At 52.0% G+C, this 22,888-nt stretch carries 16 protein-coding genes; 10 read left to right on the top strand and 6 right to left on the bottom strand.

Annotated elements, in window-relative coordinates; translation table 11 throughout:
* Nucleotides 1-13: 13 nt before the first annotated feature.
* On the bottom strand, nt 14-538 hold the full coding sequence (locus EPA93_RS04065; RefSeq protein ID WP_165422860.1) for a DinB family protein: 525 nt from the start codon (nt 536-538) through the stop codon (nt 14-16).
* Nucleotides 539-974: 436 nt separating this feature from the next.
* Nucleotides 975-3,737, bottom strand: a complete 2,763-nt coding sequence (locus EPA93_RS04070; RefSeq protein ID WP_129885812.1) for a bifunctional acetate--CoA ligase family protein/GNAT family N-acetyltransferase — start codon at nt 3,735-3,737, stop codon at nt 975-977.
* A gap of 489 nt (nt 3,738-4,226) precedes the next feature.
* Here EPA93_RS04070 and EPA93_RS04075 point away from each other — a divergent pair, with 489 nt between their 5' ends.
* The 6 genes from EPA93_RS04075 to EPA93_RS04100 all read left to right on the top strand — a co-directional run bounded on the left by EPA93_RS04075 (nt 4,227) and on the right by EPA93_RS04100 (nt 13,110).
* Nucleotides 4,227-4,679, top strand: a complete 453-nt coding sequence (locus tag EPA93_RS04075; RefSeq protein WP_129885813.1) for a hypothetical protein — start codon at nt 4,227-4,229, stop codon at nt 4,677-4,679.
* Nucleotides 4,680-4,715: 36 nt separating this feature from the next.
* Nucleotides 4,716-5,669 carry an NAD-dependent epimerase/dehydratase family protein gene (locus tag EPA93_RS04080; RefSeq protein ID WP_129885814.1) on the top strand — a complete coding sequence of 318 codons (954 nt, stop codon included), beginning with the start codon at nt 4,716-4,718 and terminating at the stop codon, nt 5,667-5,669.
* A 604-nt stretch (nt 5,670-6,273) separates the two neighbouring features.
* Nucleotides 6,274-7,965, top strand: coding sequence for an amino acid permease (locus tag EPA93_RS04085; RefSeq protein WP_165422861.1), 1,692 nt, complete (start codon nt 6,274-6,276; stop codon nt 7,963-7,965).
* 186 nt (nt 7,966-8,151) lie between these two features.
* Nucleotides 8,152-9,063, top strand: coding sequence for an alpha/beta hydrolase (locus EPA93_RS04090; RefSeq protein WP_129885816.1), 912 nt, complete (start codon nt 8,152-8,154; stop codon nt 9,061-9,063).
* Between the two features lie 328 nt (nt 9,064-9,391).
* Nucleotides 9,392-10,894, top strand: coding sequence for an APC family permease (locus EPA93_RS04095; RefSeq protein WP_165422862.1), 1,503 nt, complete (start codon nt 9,392-9,394; stop codon nt 10,892-10,894).
* Nucleotides 10,895-11,397: 503 nt separating this feature from the next.
* Nucleotides 11,398-13,110: a L,D-transpeptidase gene (locus tag EPA93_RS04100; RefSeq protein ID WP_129885818.1), complete on the top strand. Its 1,713-nt coding sequence runs from the start codon at nt 11,398-11,400 to the stop codon at nt 13,108-13,110.
* 133 nt (nt 13,111-13,243) lie between these two features.
* Here EPA93_RS04100 and EPA93_RS04105 read toward each other — a convergent pair whose 3' ends face one another.
* Both EPA93_RS04105 and EPA93_RS04110 read right to left on the bottom strand, forming a co-directional pair.
* On the bottom strand, nt 13,244-14,140 hold the full coding sequence (locus EPA93_RS04105; RefSeq protein ID WP_129885819.1) for a CPBP family intramembrane glutamic endopeptidase: 897 nt from the start codon (nt 14,138-14,140) through the stop codon (nt 13,244-13,246).
* A 150-nt stretch (nt 14,141-14,290) separates the two neighbouring features.
* Nucleotides 14,291-15,031, bottom strand: coding sequence for an HAD-IIA family hydrolase (locus EPA93_RS04110; protein WP_422877917.1), 741 nt, complete (start codon nt 15,029-15,031; stop codon nt 14,291-14,293).
* A gap of 623 nt (nt 15,032-15,654) precedes the next feature.
* Between EPA93_RS04110 and bioF the strand changes: the two genes are divergently transcribed.
* Genes bioF through bioD form a run of 3 tightly spaced genes read left to right on the top strand, consistent with a single transcriptional unit; the run spans nt 15,655 to nt 18,999 of the window.
* Nucleotides 15,655-16,863, top strand: coding sequence for an 8-amino-7-oxononanoate synthase (gene bioF / locus EPA93_RS04115; protein WP_129885821.1), 1,209 nt, complete (start codon nt 15,655-15,657; stop codon nt 16,861-16,863).
* A 29-nt stretch (nt 16,864-16,892) separates the two neighbouring features.
* Nucleotides 16,893-18,302, top strand: a complete 1,410-nt coding sequence (bioA, locus tag EPA93_RS04120; protein ID WP_129885822.1) for an adenosylmethionine--8-amino-7-oxononanoate transaminase — start codon at nt 16,893-16,895, stop codon at nt 18,300-18,302.
* Nucleotides 18,295-18,999 carry a dethiobiotin synthase gene (bioD, locus tag EPA93_RS04125; RefSeq protein WP_129885823.1) on the top strand — a complete coding sequence of 235 codons (705 nt, stop codon included), beginning with the start codon at nt 18,295-18,297 and terminating at the stop codon, nt 18,997-18,999. The genes bioA and bioD overlap by 8 nt, the downstream gene beginning before the upstream one ends.
* 246 nt (nt 19,000-19,245) lie before the next feature.
* On the opposite strand, the gene EPA93_RS04130 is transcribed toward bioD, so the two are convergent.
* Together EPA93_RS04130 and EPA93_RS04135 are read right to left on the bottom strand one after the other, a co-directional pair.
* On the bottom strand, nt 19,246-19,539 hold the full coding sequence (locus tag EPA93_RS04130) for a hypothetical protein (protein ID WP_129885824.1): 294 nt from the start codon (nt 19,537-19,539) through the stop codon (nt 19,246-19,248).
* Between the two features lie 146 nt (nt 19,540-19,685).
* Nucleotides 19,686-20,687, bottom strand: coding sequence for a serine/threonine-protein kinase (locus tag EPA93_RS04135; protein ID WP_129885825.1), 1,002 nt, complete (start codon nt 20,685-20,687; stop codon nt 19,686-19,688).
* 843 nt (nt 20,688-21,530) lie between these two features.
* Between EPA93_RS04135 and EPA93_RS04140 the strand changes: the two genes are divergently transcribed.
* Complete coding sequence (locus EPA93_RS04140; protein ID WP_129885826.1) at nt 21,531-22,619, top strand: DUF4037 domain-containing protein; 1,089 nt, start codon at nt 21,531-21,533, stop codon at nt 22,617-22,619.
* The last annotated feature ends 269 nt before the right edge of the window (nt 22,620-22,888 follow it).

Consider the following 22,888-nt stretch of genomic DNA (forward strand, 5'->3'; position numbering starts at 1 on the left):
ACGCTCACAACAACTATTCTTTTGCAGTACTGATCTCGTGATCGCGAAAGAAAACGCGCCAGGGACCGCAGCCGAGCATAAAGGGCTGCATGAGCGCTCTCTCGCCCTGGACTGTGTGCATCAAATCGTGAGCTGCCCACGTGTGAAGCATCTGGGCCAGCGTTACAGTGCCGAACTGCGGGTGCTGGACGGTTCGTGTCAGGTCGTCGTCTTGCAAGCTCTGTAGCGCAACAAGGCTTTCCTGGCGTGTGCGCGCAAATGTAGCTACAAGCTCCTGCGGGCTCAGACCATCAAGTCCCGAATGCACCAGGCTTGGATCGAAGGGGCTAAAATCTTCTCCGGCCAGAAAAGCCCGCAAACGGACAGGAAAATTCTTGTACTCCGCGTCCAATAGATGCTGCAAACAATTGAGCGCTGACCACTCTCCAGCAACCGGCTGGCGTGTCAGCAAATCAGCAGGAAGGGTAGCAACCAGGCGTTGCCAACGTTCTGGAGTGGTAGAGAGAACAGCCTGGACATGCTCTAACAAGGTATTCAACAGAACCTCCTTTGGCCTGATCAATGATCTCAAAGAGCGTGGGAATCGGTGATTCGAGCTAAATAGTGCTGAAGTGCAGAAATCTGGCCGGCGACAAAAATAACGCCTTGCCTCCCAGAAACACTCTTCATGCCTCATTCTAACACGAACTGCATGCTAAAACCAGTGGCAGAATTGACAGGGAGCAGCAAAAAACTGCCACATCTGGCGCCGCGCTTCCCTTGCTGATCTTAGCCAGCCCCTTAAGCTGATTACGGCCGAAGAAGATAGCTTATGTGAGCATCCTGGCTGCCCTCGCTAAGTTACTTGCAGCTTTTCCTATCTGCAAGCTTTTTTTATAGATGGATAGGCTTTCTGGCGCAACAATGCGTAGCCAATGATAGGTATGAGGCTGCCAGAATGGCTGGCAGCCCAATCACGCGCCGAAAAGAGCGCATCATAGCGCTAATTCGGCCTGCATCACCTGATCCTCAACCGAATATTGCAGGCGAAAACCAAGCTTCCTGCATACCTCTTGCATGCCTAGATTTTCCGCAAGAATATCTCCGCGCAGTCGCTCAAGATGTTCATCGCGGCCAATCTGGATCAAGCGGCGCAACAACTCGGTTCCCAGGCCTTTGCGCTGGAAAGGATCGGCGACAAGCACAGCAAATTCAGCCTCATTCCCGCTATGCGCTTTGATCAGGCGGCCCACGCCGAGAATAGCATGCTCGCCAGTCTGCGGATCTTGATAATCGGCCACAAGAGCCATTTCCCGATCATAGTCAATGAAGCAGATCCCAACCAGGCGCTCATGAGCAATCCGCTGGTTCAAGCCAAGTAAGTGCAGCCAGCGGAAATACACAGTGCGTTCCGAAAGCGTTTCGTGCAGCTTGACCATCAGCGGCTCATCCTCGGGACGAATGGGGCGCAGCATGACAGGCGTTCCATCGTGCAAATGCCAGGGCTGCACATAGCGTTGAGGATAAGGGCGAATGGCCGGCTTCGGGATCTCTGCATCCTTGATCTCGGGCGGATGTAAGACCACGCGGGCATCCAGAGCAAGCAGGCGCTCGGCAGAAGCGAGCAACGGATTTACATCGATCTCCTTAATTCTTGGCTGCTCCGCCACAAGATAGCTGAAGTTCACGAGCAGGCGTTCCAGGGCGGCAAGATCGACAGAGGCCCGTCCACGTATTCCTTGCAGGGCTGTGAAGACGCGCGTCTGCTCCATTAAACGGCGAGCCAGCGTCGTGGTAAGCGGTGGAAGCCCAAGCGCACTGTCACGATACACCTCCACGAGTTGACCGCCCGAGCCAAAGAGCAGCACGGGACCAAATTGCGGGTCAAGGCTGCTACCCAGAATGAGCTCATAGCCATCAAGAGAAACCAAAGGCTGAACTGTAACGCCCTGGAAATGCTCACTGCCGGCTTTCTCGCGCACAGCTTCCACAATAGCCCGATAAGCCGTGCGCACGGCTTCAGCATCCTTGAGGCGCAACTGCACGCCGCCGACATCGGTCTTATGCGTGATAGTTTCGGAATAGAGCTTGAGCACTACCGGGTAGCCGATAGCTTCCGCCCGCGTAACGGCCTCATCCTCGTTAGTAGCCACCCATGTCTCAACAGTAGGCAGGCCATAAGCCGCGAGCAAGCGTTTGGATTCCACTTCAGTGAGCAAGGTGCGGCCCGCCTGGTAGGCGCTCTCAATAATCTTCGCGGCCTTGGCCCGATCAGGTCCACCACTTCCCGCCTCCAGAGAAGGGAGCGGAGTTTCGTAGATGCTGCGCAGGTTAGAGACGTAGCGCCACATAGAATGGAAGACCCGGGTTGCGGTATCTGGATAAGGGAAGGTGGGTATCCCAGCACGATTCAGCAAGAGTCTGCCGTTGCTCACCTCGGCGCCGCCCATCCAGCTTGCCAGGATTGGTTTACCGGTACTCGTAGCGTAGCCTCTCATCTGCTCAGCAGTCAGCGTTGGATCGGTCATGGCTTGCGGAGTCAGAACGATAAGCAGGCCATCGCTATCAGGATTGCGCGCGGCAATCTCAAGCGTTTTTGCATACCGCGCGGGATCGGCATCGCCAAGGATATCGACAGGGTTATTGTGGCTCCAGTGGGTTGGCAAAATCTGATCGAGCTCGCTACGCGTTTGCGCCGATAGCTCGGCAAGCTCACCACCTGCACTTAAGAGGGCATCGGTTGCCAGCACTCCGGGACCGCCAGCATTAGTCACGATTGTAAGGCGCGGTCCGCGCGGATGGGGCTGCTTGGCAAGTACTTCGGCCATATAGAACAGGTCAGCAATACGATTGACAGTCAGGACTCCGCTGCGACGACAGGCCGCGTCGAACACATCATAGCTGCCAGTTAATGCTCCCGTATGTGAGGCTGCTGCCTGCGCAGCGGCTTGCGTACGCCCGGCTTTAAGCACAATGATCGGCTTGGCGCGAGCAACTTCGCGAGCTGCCGAAAGAAACGCCCGCGCATCACCGATAGTCTCTAGATAGATGATAATGCTGGTAGTTTGCGGATCGCTGCCCAGATAATCAATGAGATCGCCCCAGCCAACATCTACCATCGAACCGATAGAGACAAACGCGCTAAAGCCAACCTGCGCCTCCAGGCTCCAGTCCAACACAGCCGTACAAAGGGCTCCACTCTGGCTGATAAAGCCGACATTGCCGGGTCGCGCCATGGTACTGGCAAAGGTTGCATTGAGATTAGCCAGGGGATTCATGACGCCCAGGCAATTGGGTCCAATAATGCGTAAATTTCCCTGCCGTGCCCGCTCTTGAATCTGGCGTTCCATTTCGGCTCCGGCCTCACCGATCTCCTTAAAGCCTGCGGAAAGGATAACTGCACCCGCCACACCCGCCTCAACACATTCGGCAATCAGGGCAGGCACAGTTGCAGCAGGCGTGGCAATAATGGCAAGATCGACCGGCTGGGGCAAAGCCGAAAGTTTAGGGTATGCCTTTACGCCCAGAACGCTGGCGCGTTTGGGATTCACCGGAAAGACTGTTCCCCCAAAGGGGTTGCTAATCAGGTTCCATAGCACAGTTCGCCCCACGCTTCCCGGCTTTTCGGTTGCCCCTATGACGGCGACACTCGTTGGCTCAAAGATGGCATTTAGAGGATGACGCTGCTTATAACGAAAAACTGCAGTGGGAGTGACGCTGCCGGAAGCAGAGAGACCTCCCGTTTTCCTTCTCTCCATATATCTCGATCCTTCCAAAGGCACTAACATGCATCGTAATATATCCATTCAAAGAGTGTCAAACTGAGCTCTCAAGCCCTTCTCCGTCTCGCCTCTTCTTACCACAAATTAATCACATGCCCACAATTGTCGCTGGTAAAAAGAGAAAGGGCAGGAAACTGGCTTTTCTAAACCTCTCTCATCTCTCGTAATATTCCCGAACAAACTAAAACCCTCTTACCCTCCTCGCTAAGCAAGAGTATTGCCAGGGTTGACATTCACCAAATTAGAATATATATTTTAATTATGAAATGTATATTCTAATCTTAGAATGATGGCCATAGAGCATAGCCGAATGCTCGTATGAGCAGGCAGACAAAACGTATTTCAGGCGCGAGGAGGGTGCTAGTCTCATTTAAAGCAAAAGTTCCTCCAGAACACAAATGTATTAGGGGTAAGACGTTTGCCTCCTCGTTCGTTCCCAACTCCCACTAAAAAGGATATTCAACTATGCAACAAGAAAACACACAGTTGGCGCGCAAACGTATTCTTCAATATCTCATCTGGTTCCACTTCGCTATCAATGTATTGCATACGGTTACTCATATTGGGGCGGGAGTCATGCATATACCCCTGTTTCAAACAGTCTATGCCGTTGGGGTAATTATGCTGGCCCCCTTCATTGCCCTCATCTGGCTTCCGCGCTCACTGCGTCAGGCCGCCGGTATCCTGGTATGCATTCTGATTGCCTCCTTCATTTTTGGTTTTTTAAACCACTTGCTTCTACCCGGCGCTGACCTGGTTTCCTCAGTCACCGGTATGTGGGCTCTGCCCTTCCAGCTTTCCGCCTACCTGGTTCTCCTGACCGAGATAGCTGGCATCGGCTTGTGCTTCTGGATAATCATCGTTAGCCGGCCAAACCAGCTGCGCAGCTCTGCTCCCGGCCGCAAAAAACAAGCCTGAGCAGAAACGCTTGTTAGAAGAGGTTGAGAGAAAAACATGAATATTCTCGTCGCAGGAGCCAGCGGAGCCATCGGCGTTCCTCTGGTACGCGCACTACTTGCCCATGGCTATACAGTAACCGGGCTCACCAGAACCCCGGAAAAACGTCAATTGCTCTCGGACCTGGGAGCCGAATCCCTGCTGGCAGACGCGCTTAAGCGCGAGGAGTTGCTACAAGCAGTGAAAGGGCGACACTTTGATGCGGTAATCCATATGCTCACCGCCCTGCCCAGGGGCGGACCAATGCGCCACAGCGACATGGACGCCACCAATACCATACGCAACCTTGGCACAGGCAATCTTCTCGCCGCCGCCAGGTCCGTAGAAGCCAGGCGCTTTCTCGCCGAGTCTATGATCCTGGGCTATGGCTATGGCGACTGGGGGGAACAAATTCTTAGCGAAGAGCAGCCATTCGGACCCCCCGGAAGCACAAAAGCTTTAGAACGGCATGTGGCCGGGCTGCGCACGCTGGAAGAACAGGTTTTTGCCGCCACGAAGGCCGGATGGCTAGAGGGCATTGCCCTGCGCTATGGAGCCTTCTATGGGAGGGAGCTTGCAGGACAGATGGTGGGCCTGTTACGCCACAAACTTCCGTTTTTGCCCAATGGAGGCCATAGCGTGCTTTCCTGGATCGCGCTCGAAGATGCGGCAAGCGCGATGATCGCCGCACTTGAACGCGGCCGAGCGGGCCAGGCCTATAACATTGTGGATGACGAACCAGTAAGACTGCTAGATTTCTTTACTTGCATGGCTCACATCTTCGCAGCCCCAGAGCCACGCACGCTGCCCGGCTGGCTGCTTCGGCTGGCCGCCCCCTATGGCTATATCTTCCTCGGGGGCACCACAATGAGAGTATCTAACGCCAAAGCAAAGCAAGAACTGGCCTGGGCTCCAGCCTTGCCCACCTATCGTGAGGGGCTGAAGTGGGCAGCCCAGGGCTGGGACGAATAGATTGCCCTGACAACTGTCTGAAAGACGACAGTCAAGCAGGTCGGAAACAGCATTACCTTCTTGCCAGCAGAGCTGAGGAGTAATATTGTTGCCCGATCATTAATAAAGCACGCTCTTTTCTCTACAATATAATTTTTCCAATTTTCGCATTATTTATTCACGATTTATAGTTCTCTATGCTGTATGGAAATGTTTGGCTAAGCCTATGCAGGCTATTGCTACATTAGATTAAAATTTTGCTAATATTCTTCTCAATTTAAATAAACACAGCTATCTACCTCATGCGTTGCTTGACCCTGAAGAAGCTCTTATGGTATGCTTGCTTTGCAGTAGCCGGTTCTCCGGATGGAGCTAGATTGCGCGTATAAGCAAGCGGCCTGTATTTATAATGAACATCGAGCGCTCTTGAGCGCTCCATATTTTTTGCTCCAATATCTCAGAAAGTTTTTTTTGACTATACTCTGCAATGCTTATTGATACAATTTTAATATTGGTATATTTACATGTATCAATAATTGTCAAATTCAGCTTTTGGAAAAGATATTTATGCATTTTATCTATCCCATGTATTTATGTGCTTTATTGAGGAAAGGGGTTGTATTTCTTGTCAACACCACAACTACGTCCTGGAAAATCCCTTACCATTTTTGGTATCGCGGGATCGACCATCGCCCAGATTGCGCCTGCATTTTCCTTTTATTTTGGCATGGCGGTAATCGCCGCTGGAGCGGGGATAGGCGCCCCCTTAGTCATTCTGGTAGCGGCAATCGCCATGACCATCGTAGGTTTTAGCGTCGCCGCATTCGCCCAGAAGCACCCATCGAACGGCTCATTAGTCACCTTTCTAGGTCTCTCATTTGGCGGCGTTATAGGAACTGCGACAGCCGTACTTTTCACGGCCGCCTATATTCTCCTGTTAGCTTCTGTTATGTTAGTTGTCGGCGGCTGGGTTGCGGATTCGCTGCAGAGTTTCTATAACATTCAGATCTCCTGGATTCCCTTAACGATTATCTTTACCGTCATCGCCTGGTTCCTCACCATCAGCGGCATTGATCGTTCAACCCGCGTGGCCACGGCGGCGATGATCATCGAAGTAGCGATTCTCTTGCTGGTCTCTATTTTTGTCATCGTTAACCCGCCGGCCCAGCTTTCAGCCGCCCCATTCTTGCCATCATCTATCAGCAATGGTTTAGAGGGTCTGGGTCTAGGCTTTCCCTTAGCAGTCTTCCTCTTTATTGGCTTTGAAAACTCGGTGGCGCTTGCCGAAGAAAGCGAGCAGCCTCAACGCAACATTCCACGAGCGGTACTTACCAGCATTGGCCTGATGGGGCTGCTTTATCTCATAGTGGCCTATTGCACAGTAGAGGGTTTCGGCAACAATGCAGCAGCTCTGGCCAAAAGTTCCATTCCATTCATGGACCTGGCGCAGAAGTACCTGGGAGGGCTGGCAGTACTCGCAGCGCTCGCCGGCTTTACCAGTGCCGCAGGCACGCTGCTGGCTGGCTCAAACAATCTTTCACGTGTCATCTTCAATTCCGCCCGCGAAGGGCTCTTCCCGGCTCCTCTGGCCCAGGTCTCAAAACGCTTCGGGACGCCCATCGTTGCCCTGACGATACCCGCCATTCTCGCCTTAGCGATTGCCCTGATCGTTGGTATCGGCAGCGGCGGATGGCTCACAGGATATAGCTATGTCTCCTCGCTGGGCTCGATTCCGCTGATCATCATTTATGGCGCAATCAACGTCGCGGTGATCTTCTACAAGCCCTTGGGACTCTCGCCGTTGCGCCGCTATGTCCTGCCAGTTATAGGACTTATCAGTATTGCTATTCCTTTCTGGGCTCTGATTCAGCCGGGTCAGCCTGCGCCGGTAAATCTGTTCCCCTGGATCGTCCTGGTGCTGCTCATTTTGGCCTTGCTTTATTCCTGGTGGAAGGTAAAGACCGATCCAGCATTGCCCAGCCGTATTGGTGCAACCGGACCGGGAGCGTTGGCAGAGGAGTCGTTTGTGGAAACGACTGTCACGGCAAGTTCTGTAACAAACGAAGAAGAGGTATCTGAGAGCGGCAGCTCGCTCGCCGCCAGCGCCGCTACGCAGCCAGAAGAATCAGCCGAAGTCGACAAGCAAGCCACTGAGGCTAAAGAGCTTGTCCAGGTTGCAGAAGCGCCCCAGGCCGATCAGGAAGATGACGAGCAAGAGCTTGCCAAGGTTGCAGAAGCGCCCCAGGCCGATCAGGAAGGTGATGCGCAAGAACCTGATAGTGCCGGTACAAAAGACAAAGCTGCACAGTCAGAATAAATAGCGCAGGGCCAGCGAGAAATGTAGCGCTTCACTTTCCCGCTATATACTCCCTGGCATTTCCTGCTTACTCTTTCTTTTCAAGCTTCTCGTCTTGATCGTGAGGAGACGGCCGGATAAGCTGGCCGGCCTCCTCATACATACCGAGGAATTTCATGAATTGTGTTGAGAAAAGAGGTTGAATTTATGCAACTTGAGAAAACGCGTAGAGGTCCGGAATTTCACCAGGACTCTGGCTATAGCGTGCGCGAGACCTTGCTACGTATTGAGCCTCGCGTCGATCTCTATATTCGGGAGAAATGGCGCGCAGGCGAAGAAAGCAAGCTGCCGGTCGTACTCCTCCATGGTGCCGGCATGGATAGCACAGGTTTTGACGTGCCGGTCGGCAATACCTCACTTGTAGATGCGTTGGCGCTTAACGGCTCACGCACCTTCGTCTTCGACTTCCGTGGTCATGGCCGCTCAAGCCGCGCTGAGGATGGCGGTTCGGTCACGGTAGCAAGCTCGGTTGCCGACACGCTCGAAGTGCTCGATTTTGTGCGCGAGGTCACGGGATCAGAAAAGGTGGTCTTGATCGGAGAGAGCTACGGGACGATCGTAGCACCGGTCGTCGCCGAACAAAAACCTGAGCGCATAGCCGGTTTAGCCTTGTTGGGCCTGATCCATTCGGGCTCGGCTACTCCCCTCGATGACTTTCTTGCCGAGTTGCGCGAAGCTCCCAGCGGCTATGCCTTCACCACGGAGGAAGAATGGCCCGAAGTCTTCATTCCCTCCGCGTCGCCGGAGGTAGTAGCCTGGCATCAAGCGCAGTTCGGCACAGCTTATGCCTATCCTGTTGGCCCCTATCTAGAAGTGGCTAAACTACCCCATACACGGGCTCCTGAGCGCATTGCCGGACGTGTCCTGGTCATTACAGGAGATCAAGATCCCTACGCCAGCGAAGCAGATACCTCCGGCTTCCTTGCTGCGGTCGGAACCAGGCAGACTCAGCACATCCACCAAAACGGCGTGGGCCATCTGCCTTACGTTGAGAAGCAAGCTCTGGAGGTACAAAAGGCCCTTTGCGAACTCATCGACGCTTGTAGCGCGCAACAATAAACTATCCATCAAGTACCTTCCTGGCAGGGATTACCAGGTGCAGAGCAGCTTCAGGCAGTGGAGAGAAAATAAACCATTTCCCGTGGCTGACTGCTTGCGTTCATCGGGAAAAGTTACAGCTTTCAAGGGGAGGCTTTCACGGCCTGGAATGCTCAAAGAGCTGCAAGCCTTCCCCATAAAGCTTATAGGGACACTTTTTCGTCGAAAGCAAGCGGCCTTGATAGAGATGGAGCAGGAAGAACGACTAACGGCACCTCTCTAGCTAGCGCTCCCTGCAAGGAAGATCCAATACATCATATGCAAGAGAGGAATGCGCATGGATGCTCCCATGGAATCATCGGCAAGCCCACGTAAGCCGATACTACCCGGTATGAGAATACTTCCCTCTGAACTCTATACCGCCAAAGCCTTGCCAATGTTTCTGGGCAAATATGATATGACGGCGACATATATCATTATGCTCTTCAATATCACTATTGCGGCCCAGATTGTCGCGGGAGGGACGGCGGGAATAAGCTATCTGATCATAGGCGGCCTGGCCTTCTTTTTTCCGTGCGCCATAGTAACAACACAGCTAGCCGCCATGTTCCCTCACGAAGGCGCGCTCTATAACTGGACCCACAAGGCATTAGGAGGCTATTGGAGCTTCTTTTCTGGCTTTTGTGCCTGGCTCTCGGGCGCACTTATTATCACCGCAGGCCCAAATCTGATGGTTGCCTATATTCAGGCAATGAATCCGCATTGGCTTTCGGAGCCCTGGCAGCAGGGAGTAGCCATGATCGCCTTCTTAATATTTGGCAGTTTTCTGGCGCGGCAACGCTTCCGCATGGTACAGTATATTGTCAATGGCATGACGGCTATCTATCTGCTCTCTATTCCCTTAATCGGTATCTCGCTTGTGGTCTGGTTTCTCAAGGGCCATCCATCGGCTACAAATTTTGGCAATCTCTCCGATTGGGCCGTAAGCCCTGCTAACTTTGTCCTCTTCGGCTCAGCCACTTTTGCCTATCTAAGCACTGAGGTCCCCTTGATTCTGGGTGGCGAGATGAAAAGAGAGCGCAAAGTCATCAGCTTTCACTTATTCTGGGGGACGCTAGTTGTTTTTGTAAGCTATCTTATTGCGGCATTTGCCATGCTGATCATTGAAGGACCTAACTCGGCAAATCTAGGTCTGTTTACTCCAGTAGCGGCGGTAGAGGCAGTTTTTGGCAAGTTCGTTGGGAATATTGAAGCCATCTTTATCATGTGCTATTTCTTTATCATTCCAACAACATTTAACTATATCTTCTCGCGCCTACTATTTGCTGGAGCCGTTGATCAGCACTTGCCCATAGGTCTGGGGAAGCTCAACAAGAATCGTGTCCCTGCCAGGGCTATCAATTTTCAAACGATTCTTGCCGTGGCTTTCGTTGCTCTAGCCTTTATCGTCCTGCCCTATGCAACCAGGATCTCGCGGCCTGCAGATTTTGCCCTTGAGGCCTATAACGTGGTAACTGCTGCCGCTACGCTGATCTGGGCCATTTCAGTCTCCTTTATGTTTATCGATGTAGTTTTCTGCTATATACGCGATAAACAAGGCTTTCAGAAAGTGCGCCTTTTCCCAATGCCTCTGCTCTGGATAAGCTGCCTGCTGGGGACGCTTTCCTGTGGAGCTGGCATTGTGACAACGCTTGGTTACTCCTGGACGCCGCTCATCAGCAATGGTCAGTGGTGGTACATTGTTGGTGGCTTAACGATTATCTGTTTGATTATCGCCGCAGTTGGCGGGATGCTGGCTAATAGCGAGGCCCGCTGGGAAGGGGACAAAAGAGAAATCGGCTTCGATTCCTAGTCCTGGCCCTCAACCCCTAGTTCCAGAACTCCCTGCCATAAGATGGTAGGGAGTCTTTCTTTGGCCTGTAAATGTTGCTCTCTGCATTGTAGACAACCACAGATCGCTATATTATTTAAATATCATTCACAGTAAATATATATTATATCTAAAATATCTAGAATTAACGACACTTTCGCGACAGTCACGTAGGTAAAGCGAGACACACATAATACATTTTTAGCAGGGCTGAGACAAAATTCACAAAATCTTAGCGCTGTATTAACTCCATACTGTTGACGTATCCTTATTGGATACGTATTATTAAATAAGTCCTACTATACAATCTATATCGCTGATAGTATGATTCTTGAAGACATACATCTTGTGCTTCAGTTCTAAACTTAAGAGCAGGCGGCAAGAACTATGATTGTGTGTTTTCTACTTCCTGCACACGCAGTCATAGCATGTCTCAGGGGGTGCAAGCAGTTATTCTATGGAGGAAGTAAAAGGTATCTGGAAATATGCAATATTCTAAAAAAATACCGAAGAAAGATAGCGCAGCTTATTTGCCGCGTCTCCTGCCCGCTTTGCTACTTATAAGCTTATTATCTCTATCTCTGAGCGCGTGCGGAGGCGATCCACAGGCCCAGCTACAAGCGAAACAAAACCTTGCCACGCTAAATCAAGCTATTCAACATGCTAAGAGTGTGGGCGTTCCCAGCACCGACCTGAATGGCATTCTCCATCAGGAGCTGCAGCTTAACCAGACTAACGCCCCCTGGTCAATGTTTAACGACCAGTCAGTTGACGATTATTACCATAACCTGGCCACGCGTTATCAACTATTGGCCATGCAAACCCACGGTGTAGAGGCAAAATCTACTGAGCAGCTGAAAGCCAAAGCCCAGACAGATTTACTCTCTTTGCAAAGAACGCTCACGCTCCAGCGCGCCAGCGGCACACCCGTAGATGCCGCCAATCAGATCTATCAGAAGAATGCTGCCAAAATCGAAAAGGCGAGCACACCAGGCGAGTTTATCGCCATTAGCAAGCAGGTTCATGATGCCACGCTGACGCTGAATCAGCTCCCGGCCACAATGGATAAGCTCAAAACGCTGCAAGATATCATCACAATGATGCAAAATGACCACCAGGATGTAAACTCACTCCAGAAGCAATACGACGATGATAAAAGCGCGTTAAACAAAGTAGTGACGCCTGATGCACTGCAGCAGGTAGATCAGACCATCGATCAGCAAAATCAGCAGGTCGCCTCAAATTTCCAAGGCCTTATTCCTCAGCTTGTGCAGAATCGTATTAACGATCTGAGCGACCAGGTTCAGGAGATGCAGAAGGACGGCATCGATGTGACCAAATATCAGCAGACCCTCGGTGAGGATCGCACTCAGGGCCAGCAGGTCAAATCGCTACAAGATTATCGTACCTTCTCCAAAAAAATTGCCGGGGACATTAAGGCTCTGCAGCCAGATCTCTTTAAGGGCCGCGCGATCTTCCTGGTCAGCCAATTTCACCAGAAAGTTAACGCCTGGGGCAATGCCCACATGTATCATGATAAATATAATGGAGAGGACTATCCTCTTAATAACAGTTATATGACGAAGGGCATCGGCGAAGATCTTGACCGCGAGCTGAATAACGCGCAATCTTTGGAGGACTATCAGCAGGTGATTGCCGACACGCAAAATGAGCTTTTCCACCTGCAAATGTTGGAGCAGGATTTCAACGATTCCACGCCTTTCGATCAAGTGCATCAGACCGACATACAATTGATCGACCACTATAAGCTCCAAAACGCCCAGGTTGTTGTAGTCTCGACTGTAGAGCAATCCTTGCGGCTCTATGAAAATGGCCATCTCGTCCAAGGCTTTCTGATTACGGCTGGCCGCCCCGAGCTACCAGCCGTGCCAGGTCTCTGGCGTCCAATGTGGCGTTTGACGCACACAGAGTTCCATTCGCCCTATCCCAAAGGTTCGCCTTACTATTATGAGCCAACTAAGATCAATTATGCCATCATGTATCACGAGGGAGGCTACTTCCTGCACGACTCGTGGTGGCGCAATGATTATGGTCCGGGCACGCAGTTCTACCATATTGACTCAAGCGGCAATACCAGTGCCTCCTATGGCACTCACGGCTGCGTCAATATTCGCGAAGATCAGGCCGCCTGGCTGTATGATCGCACAAGCTACAATACCTCGATCCTCATTTACTAGAAGATTTGAGGCGCACCGAGGCATGTTGCTAGGGCTTGCAGCGAGCCTCCTGTAATAAGTAAGGACAAGGAAACAAAGCGCCCCCAACCGCTTGTTCTCCTTGTCCTTCCCTTATCTTTCAGCTAAAATGATGCTAGCCGGCGCTCTCTAACGCCTTCTGTTTTTCTTTAGCAGGGCTTGAAAGAAAGCGTGGCGTAATCATGCAGCCTCGCCGCGCGGCCACAACCAGCAAGATCACGCCAAGGCATCCAATTAAGATAATCGTCACAAGACCGGCCTCTGGACCAAACGTACCACCGGTCCACAACTCAGGTCCCTTGAGGGAGGCACGAAACAGCGTCCCGGTACTAAAACCCGAGATCTGGGCGCCAAAGATTGGTCCTTCAAAAAAGTTCCAGCCCCAATGGAAACCAATGATCCACCATAGGCTGCGCGTTAGCATATAGATGGCAGCTATGGTGATGCCCGCACTCAGCATAATTGCCACCGCGCTAATTAGCGTTGCATGCGGGTTTGCGAGATGCGAGGCACCAAAGAATATAGCGCTAAGCACAACCGCAATCCACGAGCCGAGAGGACGCTCCAACAGACGAAAGATAATGGCCCGAAATATGATCTCTTCCTGCATAGCGGCGGCAAAGAAGATAACAAGCAGTGGTATAAGGATTGCTGGAAGTATGCTCAGCGGCGCAATGGAGGTAATACGATAAAAGCCAAGCAGAGCCAGCACACCAACGACAGCTCCTATAGAGCAGCCACCAAGCACAAAGCTAAACAAGAGCTGCAAGAGAAATCCCCGCTTGACTAAGCCTACTTCGCTGAGGGAGCGATGTTCTAAATAGCGGGTAGCCAGAAAGAGAAGAGCTAGCAAACCCAGAGCCAGCACAACATTTGAGATGACGTTGCTCAACAGCACATGTGGCAACATCCTAAATACCAGCTGCAGCAAGCCTATCAGCACAGCTATAGCGGCAACTTCGATGATCAGTTGAATAAGCGAAAACGACAGAATACGCCGGACAAAAGACATAGAAGCATCCTTTCTTCTCAACGCTCGCTTGTATAGCGTTGGTAATGTCAGTACAGCTATCGGTTAAGGGTCCGTGACCAAATACCTCAAGGGCAGATCGGCGGCAGAGAGCATGCAATCCCTGCAGACTCTCGCCAGCATCCTGACACTCTATTCTTCTATTTCAATATGGCCTACAGATTCGCGTATCCAGGTTGGGCGATAGGGAAAACGCTCAGCCTGCTCGCGTGTAGTCACGCCGGTCAGGACAAGAATTGTGCGCAGTCCACTTTCGATGCCTGCAACCATATCGGTATCCATGCGATCCCCAATCATCACAGAGTCTTCGGAATGAGCATTCAGGCGGCGCAAGGCCGTACGCATCATCAACGGATTGGGCTTGCCAACATAATAGGGCTTCACACCGATTGCCGCACTGATTAAGGCCGCCACAGCCCCGGTTGCCGGAACGATACCCTCTTCATCTGGCCCCATAACATCTGGATTTGTCGCGATGAAACGTGCTCCGGCCGCGATAAAACGAATGGCCCGCGTAATGCGCGAGAAGCTATAGGTTGTAGTTTCGCCAAGCACAACATATTCCGGCTCTTGATCTGTGAGTACATAGCCGATATCATGCAGGGCCGTCGTCAACCCGGATTCGCCAATGACATACGCGCGCCCGCCTGGACGCTGCGAGTGGAGAAATTGCGCGGTAGCCAGGGCAGAAGTAAAAATGGCATCGGCCGGCACATCTAATCCCATGTAGTGCAAGCGTACCTGTAAATCGCGTGGCGTATACTGCGAGTTATTGGTCAAGATTAAGAAGGGAATCTGCTGGGCTTGTAGACGTTGCAGGAACTCTGCAGCGCCGGGAATGAGCGTTGACCCACGCACAATCACCCCATCCATATCGAATAAATAATGCTTGATACCTTCCAATGGCACATCCTCCGTTCCGAAGTACCTCTAAAACTTTTGTGAGCTAGGGGACCAGCCTCAGTGTAGCTTAAAGATTTGTTGCATGTCAATGACAACAGCTAGTCGTGGCTCATCTCTCTCAGTTATAAGTAACTGAAACCAGGGTTCCATAGTGACAAGTTACCCCCTCGCCACGAAACTGGCATAGCTAATTGTTATTTTCGCGTGCTCTCAATCTGTAAATAACGTTTGGGTGAGCTTCCCAACGATCTTGACAGCTCACGCCAAGGATATGTTAAGATCAAGGCGGCATCTAACATGGTATGAATAAAAACTGTGGGGAATGGAGAAAACGGGTCAAAATGTGTGAGGAGGTGTGGAAGTTTTCTACTCGCCCCAAGCGCTTAACTTCCTCCTTCACGCGCTTTGAGAGCAGATGTAACACTTTCCGAGCAGTGGCGTTGCATAGAGTGCAATCTCAATTCGCAAAGCGCCTTCAGCAGAGAGCGCCTTTTGTGTTCTGCTTCTACGTGGGATGCGGTGCGATCTGGTCACAGACGGCATCTCCTCCTGCAAGGAAGAGATACAATCTCAGAGAAGGATGGAAGTATACAATGTTGGAAACACCTTCTTCACTCTCATATATTCAACGACGGCTTGAGGCTATTCGACAGCAGCATTTGCTGCGACGGCTTAGCGCGCCTGGCCAGCCAACTGAGCCCTGGATAACTATTGACTCGCGCAAGCTGCTCAATCTAAGCTCAAATAACTATCTTGGCCTGGCGCAGAATCCACGGCTCAAGCAGGCTGCGGCCAAAGCTCTTGAGCTCTATGGCTGTAGCGCTGCCTCATCACGCCTGATCGCTGGAACTACAGCTTTCCACGCTCATGTAGAGGCTCGCCTTGCCTCTCTTTATCACTGTGAGGCTGCCCTTTTGTTTAGTAGCGGCTACACGGCTAACGTAGGCGTGATTAGTGGGCTGGTGGGACCAGGCGATGTAGTTCTAAGCGATGAGCTCAATCATGCCAGCATCATCGATGGCTGCCGACTGAGCAAAGCCGAGCGCCGTATTTATCCTCATTGCAACGTTCACGCGCTGGCTCAACACCTGGAAGAACTTGAGAGGCAGGGTCAACGCGGCATGCGCCTTGTCGTTACAGAGAGCGTTTTTAGTATGGATGGCGATATAGCACCTCTGGCGGAGATTGCCAGCTTATGCCGCCAGCATCAAGCCCTGCTCTTCGTTGACGAGGCCCATGCTACCGGCTGTCTGGGTCCCAACGGGCGCGGCCTGCTCTCTCACCTGGGCTTAGAGCAGGAAGAAAATATTGTGGCGATGCACAGTTTCAGCAAGGCGCTGGGAAGCATAGGCGCGTTTGTGACCTCCCACGCGTTGATTAAAGACTTGCTGGTAAATGTCTCGCGACAGTTTATCTTCACAACGGCCTCGCCTGTTGCCACACTTGCTGCCGGACTGACCGCGCTAGAAGTGCTCAACGAACAACCTGATCTACCCACACAGTTGCAAAATAAGGCTGCCTTTCTGCGCCACGGACTGCAGGAATTAGGGCTGAACACGCTAGCTTCTGAGACCCAGATTATCCCATGGCTGATTGGCGACTCAGAGCGAGCGCTCCAGATAGCCGCTGCCTTGCTCGGCGAGGGTATCTATGCGCTGGCCATTCGCCCTCCCACAGTTCCCAGAGGCGCCGCGCGCATTCGCTTTAGCGTCATGGCCAGCCATACAGAACAGGAGCTCGCCCGCGCCCTGGAAGCCGTGGCGACAGTTTGCAAAAATATGCAATTTCACATAGAAGCATAAACACGAGAAAAGGAAAGCTCTACAAACACATGCCAAGCGAACATATCTCTACCTCGGCCAGATCTGCCCCATATGAGCAGAATGACAAGCGTTACCTCTGGCATCCATTTACCCAACAACAGCTCTGGGAAGCCGAGCCTCAGCTGGTCATTGAGCGCGCCGAAGGCTGCTATCTGATCGATGTCGATGGCCGGCGCTATCTGGATGGCATCTCCTCGCTCTGGGCCAACATTCACGGCCACGGACGCCCCGAGATTAATCAGGCTATCAAGCAGCAGTTGGAGCGCGTGGCTCATACTACCATGTTGGGCCTGACACATCCCACGGCTATTGAGCTGGGCAAACGCCTGGTAAAGCTGGCGCCCGGAAAGCTGAGCCGCGTCTTCTATTCGGATACGGGAGCGACGGCCGTGGAAATCGCGCTCAAGATGGCCTTCCAGTACTGGCAACAGGCAGATCCGCCCCAACCAAACAAGCGCGCCTTTCTCTCGCTGCGCAACGCTTATCACGGCGATACGGTTGGTGCGATGAGCGTTGGCGGGATCGATGTCTATCGCCGCGCCTATAACCATCTGTTCTTTCCCACCATCCCACTTGAGTATACGGCCTGCACCTGTGGCTCACAGCCAGCCTGTAACGCTTGTCGCATGCCCTGCCTTGATATCATCGAGCGCACTGTCGCTCAGCATGCAGACGAGCTGGCGGCAATCGTCCTGGAGCCACTCTTTCAGGGCGCGGCAGGCATCCAAACCTACCCTGCTGGCTATACGCGCGCGGTCTGGGAAATTGCCAGGCGGCACGGGCTCCTCTTCATCGTCGATGAGGTCGCGACGGGTTTCGGGCGCACCGGCAAGATGTTTGCCTGCGAGCATGAAGGTATTGAGCCTGATATCATGGCCCTGGCCAAAGGCTTGAGCGGCGGCTATCTGCCATTGGCAGCCACGCTGGCCACGGAAGAGATCTATCAGGCCTTCCTTGGTTCGATCAGTGAGGGCCGCACTTTCTACCACGGTCACACCTATACCGGCAATCCGCTGGCTTGCGCGGCGGCCCTGGCCAATCTTGACCTTTTTGAGCAAGAGCAGACGTTAGAGAAGCTGCAGCCGCGTATCGAGCAGTTGCGCCAGGGATTGGAACATCTTCGTCACTTGCCCATGGTTGCCGAGATCCGCCAATGCGGGTTGGTAGCCGGTATTGAGTTAGCCCGCGATGGCGAGCGCGAACAGCCTTTCCCGCCTGAGAGAAGGGTTGGAGCGCGGGTCACGCTAGAGGCGCGCAAGCGTGGGGTGATTCTGCGCCCGCTCTCCGACGTTGTTGTGCTGATGCCGCCCCTGATCATCTCAGAGGACGAGCTGGCCTATTTATTGATGGTTGTTGAAGATGCGCTTAGCATTGTAGCTGTCGAGGAAGCTATGCACGAGGAGGAGCAACATGTCTAAAGGAATCTTTATTACGGGGACCGATACCGGAGTCGGTAAGACGATGCTCACGGCGGTTCTGGCCGTGACCTTGCGCGCGCAAGGGCTACGCGTGGGAGTAATGAAGCCGGCCGAGGCGGGTTGTGAGGAGCATAACGGGGAGCTCTATGCTCAGGATGCCCATTTACTACAAACGATGTCAGGCTGCCAGGCCCCACTCGAATTGATTGTGCCTTATCGTCTGCGTGAGCCTCTGGCCCCGGCCCTGGCCGCTGAGCATGAAGGTGTGCAGGTTGATCTAAGGCATATCGCTGCTTGTTATAGCAGGCTAGCAAGCGCACATGATGTTGTACTGATCGAAGGTGCGGGCGGGCTTATGGTTCCGCTGACTGAAAATGAGAGCTATCTGGACCTTGCAGCATTGCTAGATGTGCCCATACTGATTGCGGCGCGCAACATCCTTGGCACGATCAATCACACGGCACTGACGGCTATTGTGGCGGCGCAACGCTGTTCTGTGCTGGGTATTGTGCTAAACGAGCTGGATGCGCAACAGCGAGATCTTTCGCAGGCCAGCAACGGCGAATCGCTACGCCGCTGGGGACGCGCTCCCCTCCTGGGAACGCTAGCCTATACGCCTGAGCTGACCCCGATGGCCCTGCTCCATCTGGGCCTTGAGCTTGATCTTACCCCCATTCTGCAGCATCTGGGCAGATGAACTTTTGAAGTAGTGGGAATAAAGATATGAAGCTGGCACATATAATTCTGACCCGTTGAGCATAAGCAACAACGAGCTGAAATGCTAGCCGTAGGGCAAGGAGTTTCGGGATGGCGCACCGAAACTCCTTGCCCCAGATCCTTGCTAAGTAATTTAGGCTTGAGAGCGACCTTAAAGCTCTATATATCTCTTCTCTAATGCCAGATATAAGTTGAATAAAAATATATACTCTAGCTCGTATTACTATTAATATTTAATAAATATCGTACCACAGTAAGTACTATCAGGCGGTACTCTGGTCTCTGCACAAATGGATATACCAGTTACATTTCCATCTGCTTTTGGTGCATACGGGAATTGTAGAGCACCATCCATCACGCCACCATTAGGGAAGCCATGGACGCCACCCATAGAACCAGAGAATTGATAATCCCCCATACTGCTTAAGAGCATAAAGTAAACTATTGTCTTATCATGGGCCACATCAATGCTAATTGCTTTGATCTCCACTTTTGTATGAGAGGTATCGTTGCTGGACATTAAGTCTAATTCTATATCTATTGTTTGGTTGGCAGATCCATATATTGGCGAGAGTTGCAAGGGATAAAGTGTTGTGCCATCTCCTGGTGGCCTGCGGAAAATTACGAACAGGAAAAGCAGAATGATCGTGACTATACTCGTTATTACTAAGCGTCGCCGGTGAGAAGAGGGTCTAACATTCCCTTGTGCTTCGGCCAGCGGCGGAGTGATGGCAGAAGGTGTGGGTCACGAGCGTTGGCTCTAGTTGGAGCAACTGCTGCCGGGTTGGCCTGCCGGGTGGGCGCTTCTAAAGCCTGCTTGCTGACCTGGATGGTCTGTTCCTCTGTAAAGGCCGCAGGAGAAACCTGAGCCGCAGCAAGAGCCCGAGCAAAAGCCTGGACGCTGCCAAAACGCTGCTGGGGATCTTTGCTCAGAGCGGTCAGCACCACCTGTTCTACCTCCTCTGGCAGCTCGGGCAACTTTGTGCACAATGAAGGCACGGTCGCACCCAGGTGCTGGGCGATCAATTCAGCCGAGGAGCCGGAGAAGGGCAGCAAGCCCGTAAGCCAATGATAGACCATGACCGCCAGAGCATATTGATCGCTGGCGGGACGTGGCTTGCCCTGGATCTGTTCGGGGGCCATGTAGGCCAGCGTTCCGATGGCAGCCTCGGTACTCATCGAAGAGGTAGAATGGGCGATGGTAGCGATGCCAAAATCGGAGAGCAACAAGCGACCTTCCTCGTCAAGCAAGATATTCTCGGGCTTGACATCGCGATGGATGATCTTGCGCTCATGGGCATACAGCAACGCTCCGGCAATCTGATTGACATAATCCACAACCAGATCAAGGGGTAGGCGCCGGCCAGAAGGATGCTTCTGCCGAAGGGAGCCATTTGAGGCATAGTCGAGGACAAGGAAAGGCGTGCTTTCCTGGACATCGTAATCAAGTACTCTGACAATATGGGCATGCTTCAATTCAGCAATCGTTCGAGCTTCACGCTGGAAGGTAGAGGTTTCATCGCTACTCAGGTGAGTGTGCAGCAGCTTGATAGCGGCCTTCATGCCCAATCGTGTATGCTCAGCTAGATAGACTTCAGCGAAGCCGCCACGGCCGAGCAACTTCACAAGGCGATAATTGCCAAGTTGTTGGCCTACATGATCTGCCATACTGATATTTTCTCCACAATAGTATGCACTACTCTTGCGTTATCCCCATTAAGCAAGAATATCTATGGTCAAGCGGCAGCACTGCGCGGGAAGCGCATAATTAAGTAGATTGGTTTGAGAGCGAGAGATCCGTTTGATTGATTGAGCTTAGAATCCAGCAACGCACAAGATGGCGAAGACAAGCTGTACAGAAGAGCGACGTTTGCTCACGCCTGCTAGCTCTAAACGCGCTACGCAAATACTTCCTTTAAATGGAAGCCCCTTATTACATCTTGTGGCAAACTTAACGAGCTCCACGCCATTTGCTTACAGAAAACTTTATAGCTGAAGTATACATCTTTGCCGAAACAAGACAAGAATTTTAGCGCTATACCCTTTTCAAGCGCCGTGAAGCTCCCTCTCAAGAATAGAAGGGTTAAAAATAGGAGCATGATAGAGCCCTTGCTCCTGATATATACACTCTTGACTCATAGAAAAGTTTTAGCTACAATCAGAGTAATTACAGAAAGGGGGACTACTCCAATGCTCACACATACATTCTTTTTCCTCACATTACGGGAAGGTTTTTCGGCCTGATCAAACCCAACCTCTTGGCGCTATACGCGCTAACTTCGTACCGCTTATAAAGAGCTAGCTGCTTATTGCACACTTTTTGCTTGCAGCATAGTTGTTCGGGCTTACCACGCCTTCCCTCATCACGTTTTACTCATTCTCAGAACAGGGCTGCTTTATGCCCTTTTTGAGCCCTGGGACCTGCAAACAAGCGAAGAACTATCCACGACCCTGATTTGTAGATCGGTCCCAAGGTCGTTCTGAGGAGCCACCCCATACCAAAGGAGTATTATGTCTACTTTTATTGCTGGACGCGACCTGAATCGGCGTTTCTACCTGGAAGTCGTGCTTCCTCTTTTGAATACCTCTTTTCCCCAGCTCAACTATGCAGCTGCTTTGCTTGGTCCTGGCAGCGAAACCCTGGGCCTTGACAGCGAAATGTCTATGGATCACGACTGGGGATTACATTTCTTTCTCTTTCTACAGGAGCAAGATGCACACCTGGGTAATACTATCGCCAACATACTCAGCCAGCAACTGCCGAGCACCTTTCTGGATATTCCTGTCTCTTTTCCCGTCGAGCCAATCGAGCCAAGAACACGCATTATGAAGCGGCCTACGGACGGTCCGATCAACCATCGTATCATCCCTATAACCGTGCGCAATTTTGTACGCATCCAGCTCGGTTTTGATCTTGCACAGCCCTTAGAAGCTGCTGACTGGCTCACTTTTCCCTCGCATGCTCTTGGCGAAATCGTAGCCGGTGAAGTTTATCACGATGCGACCGGCGAACTTAGCGCCTTGCGCAGCCAACTGAGCTGGTATCCACGCGATATCTGGCTCTATCTGTTAGCTGCGGGCTGGCAACGCATCGGGCAGGAAGAGCATCTTATGCCCAGAGCCGGTTATATGAATGATGAACTCGGCTCAGCCCTGATTGGCTCGCGCCTGGTTCGCGATGTCATGCGCTTAGGCTTCTTGATGGAAAAACGGTACGCCCCATATGCCAAATGGTTCGGAACAGCCTTCACGCGGCTGCACTGTGCACAAAGCTTGGGACCAATCCTCTGGCGCGCACAACAGGCTTCTAGTTGGAAGGAGCGCGAAGAAGCGCTTTGTCGCGCCTACGAGCAGCTTGCGCATATGCACAATGCGCTAGGTCTCACGCAAAAACTGCCCGAGACAGTTTCGCCTTTCTTCGAAAGACCATTCCAGGTCATCCACGGCGAGCTATTCGCGCAAGCGCTGCTAAAGCAGATCAGCGATCCCGCCGTACAACGCATCGCCAGGCAACGCTTGATAGGCAATATCGACCAGTGGAGCGATAATACAGATATTGAAGGACTAGAAAGAGCAAAGCTGCGTTCTCTCTATAGCTAATGTTCGTCACGCTGGCAGGCTTTTTGCTTGCCAGCCACCGCAGTTATTTTCTCCTATTCCCATATAAACTCAACTTATTAATCTACAAAGCTTACTTCTCTCCATCTCTTCAAAACAAAAATTAGCGCTAATACTCCAAATCAGTATAGAGTATTACATGACAAATCGATGACAAAATGAGCAGGAAAAGTTCATAATCGCGTCATCTTGATCAGCTACACTCTCCCTATGAAGCATATCGTGCGTTGGATCTAAAAATCGTGATATTG

This window comes from Ktedonosporobacter rubrisoli, assembly GCF_004208415.1.
In the GTDB taxonomy this organism is placed as follows: Bacteria; Chloroflexota; Ktedonobacteria; order Ktedonobacterales; family Ktedonobacteraceae; genus Ktedonosporobacter; species Ktedonosporobacter rubrisoli.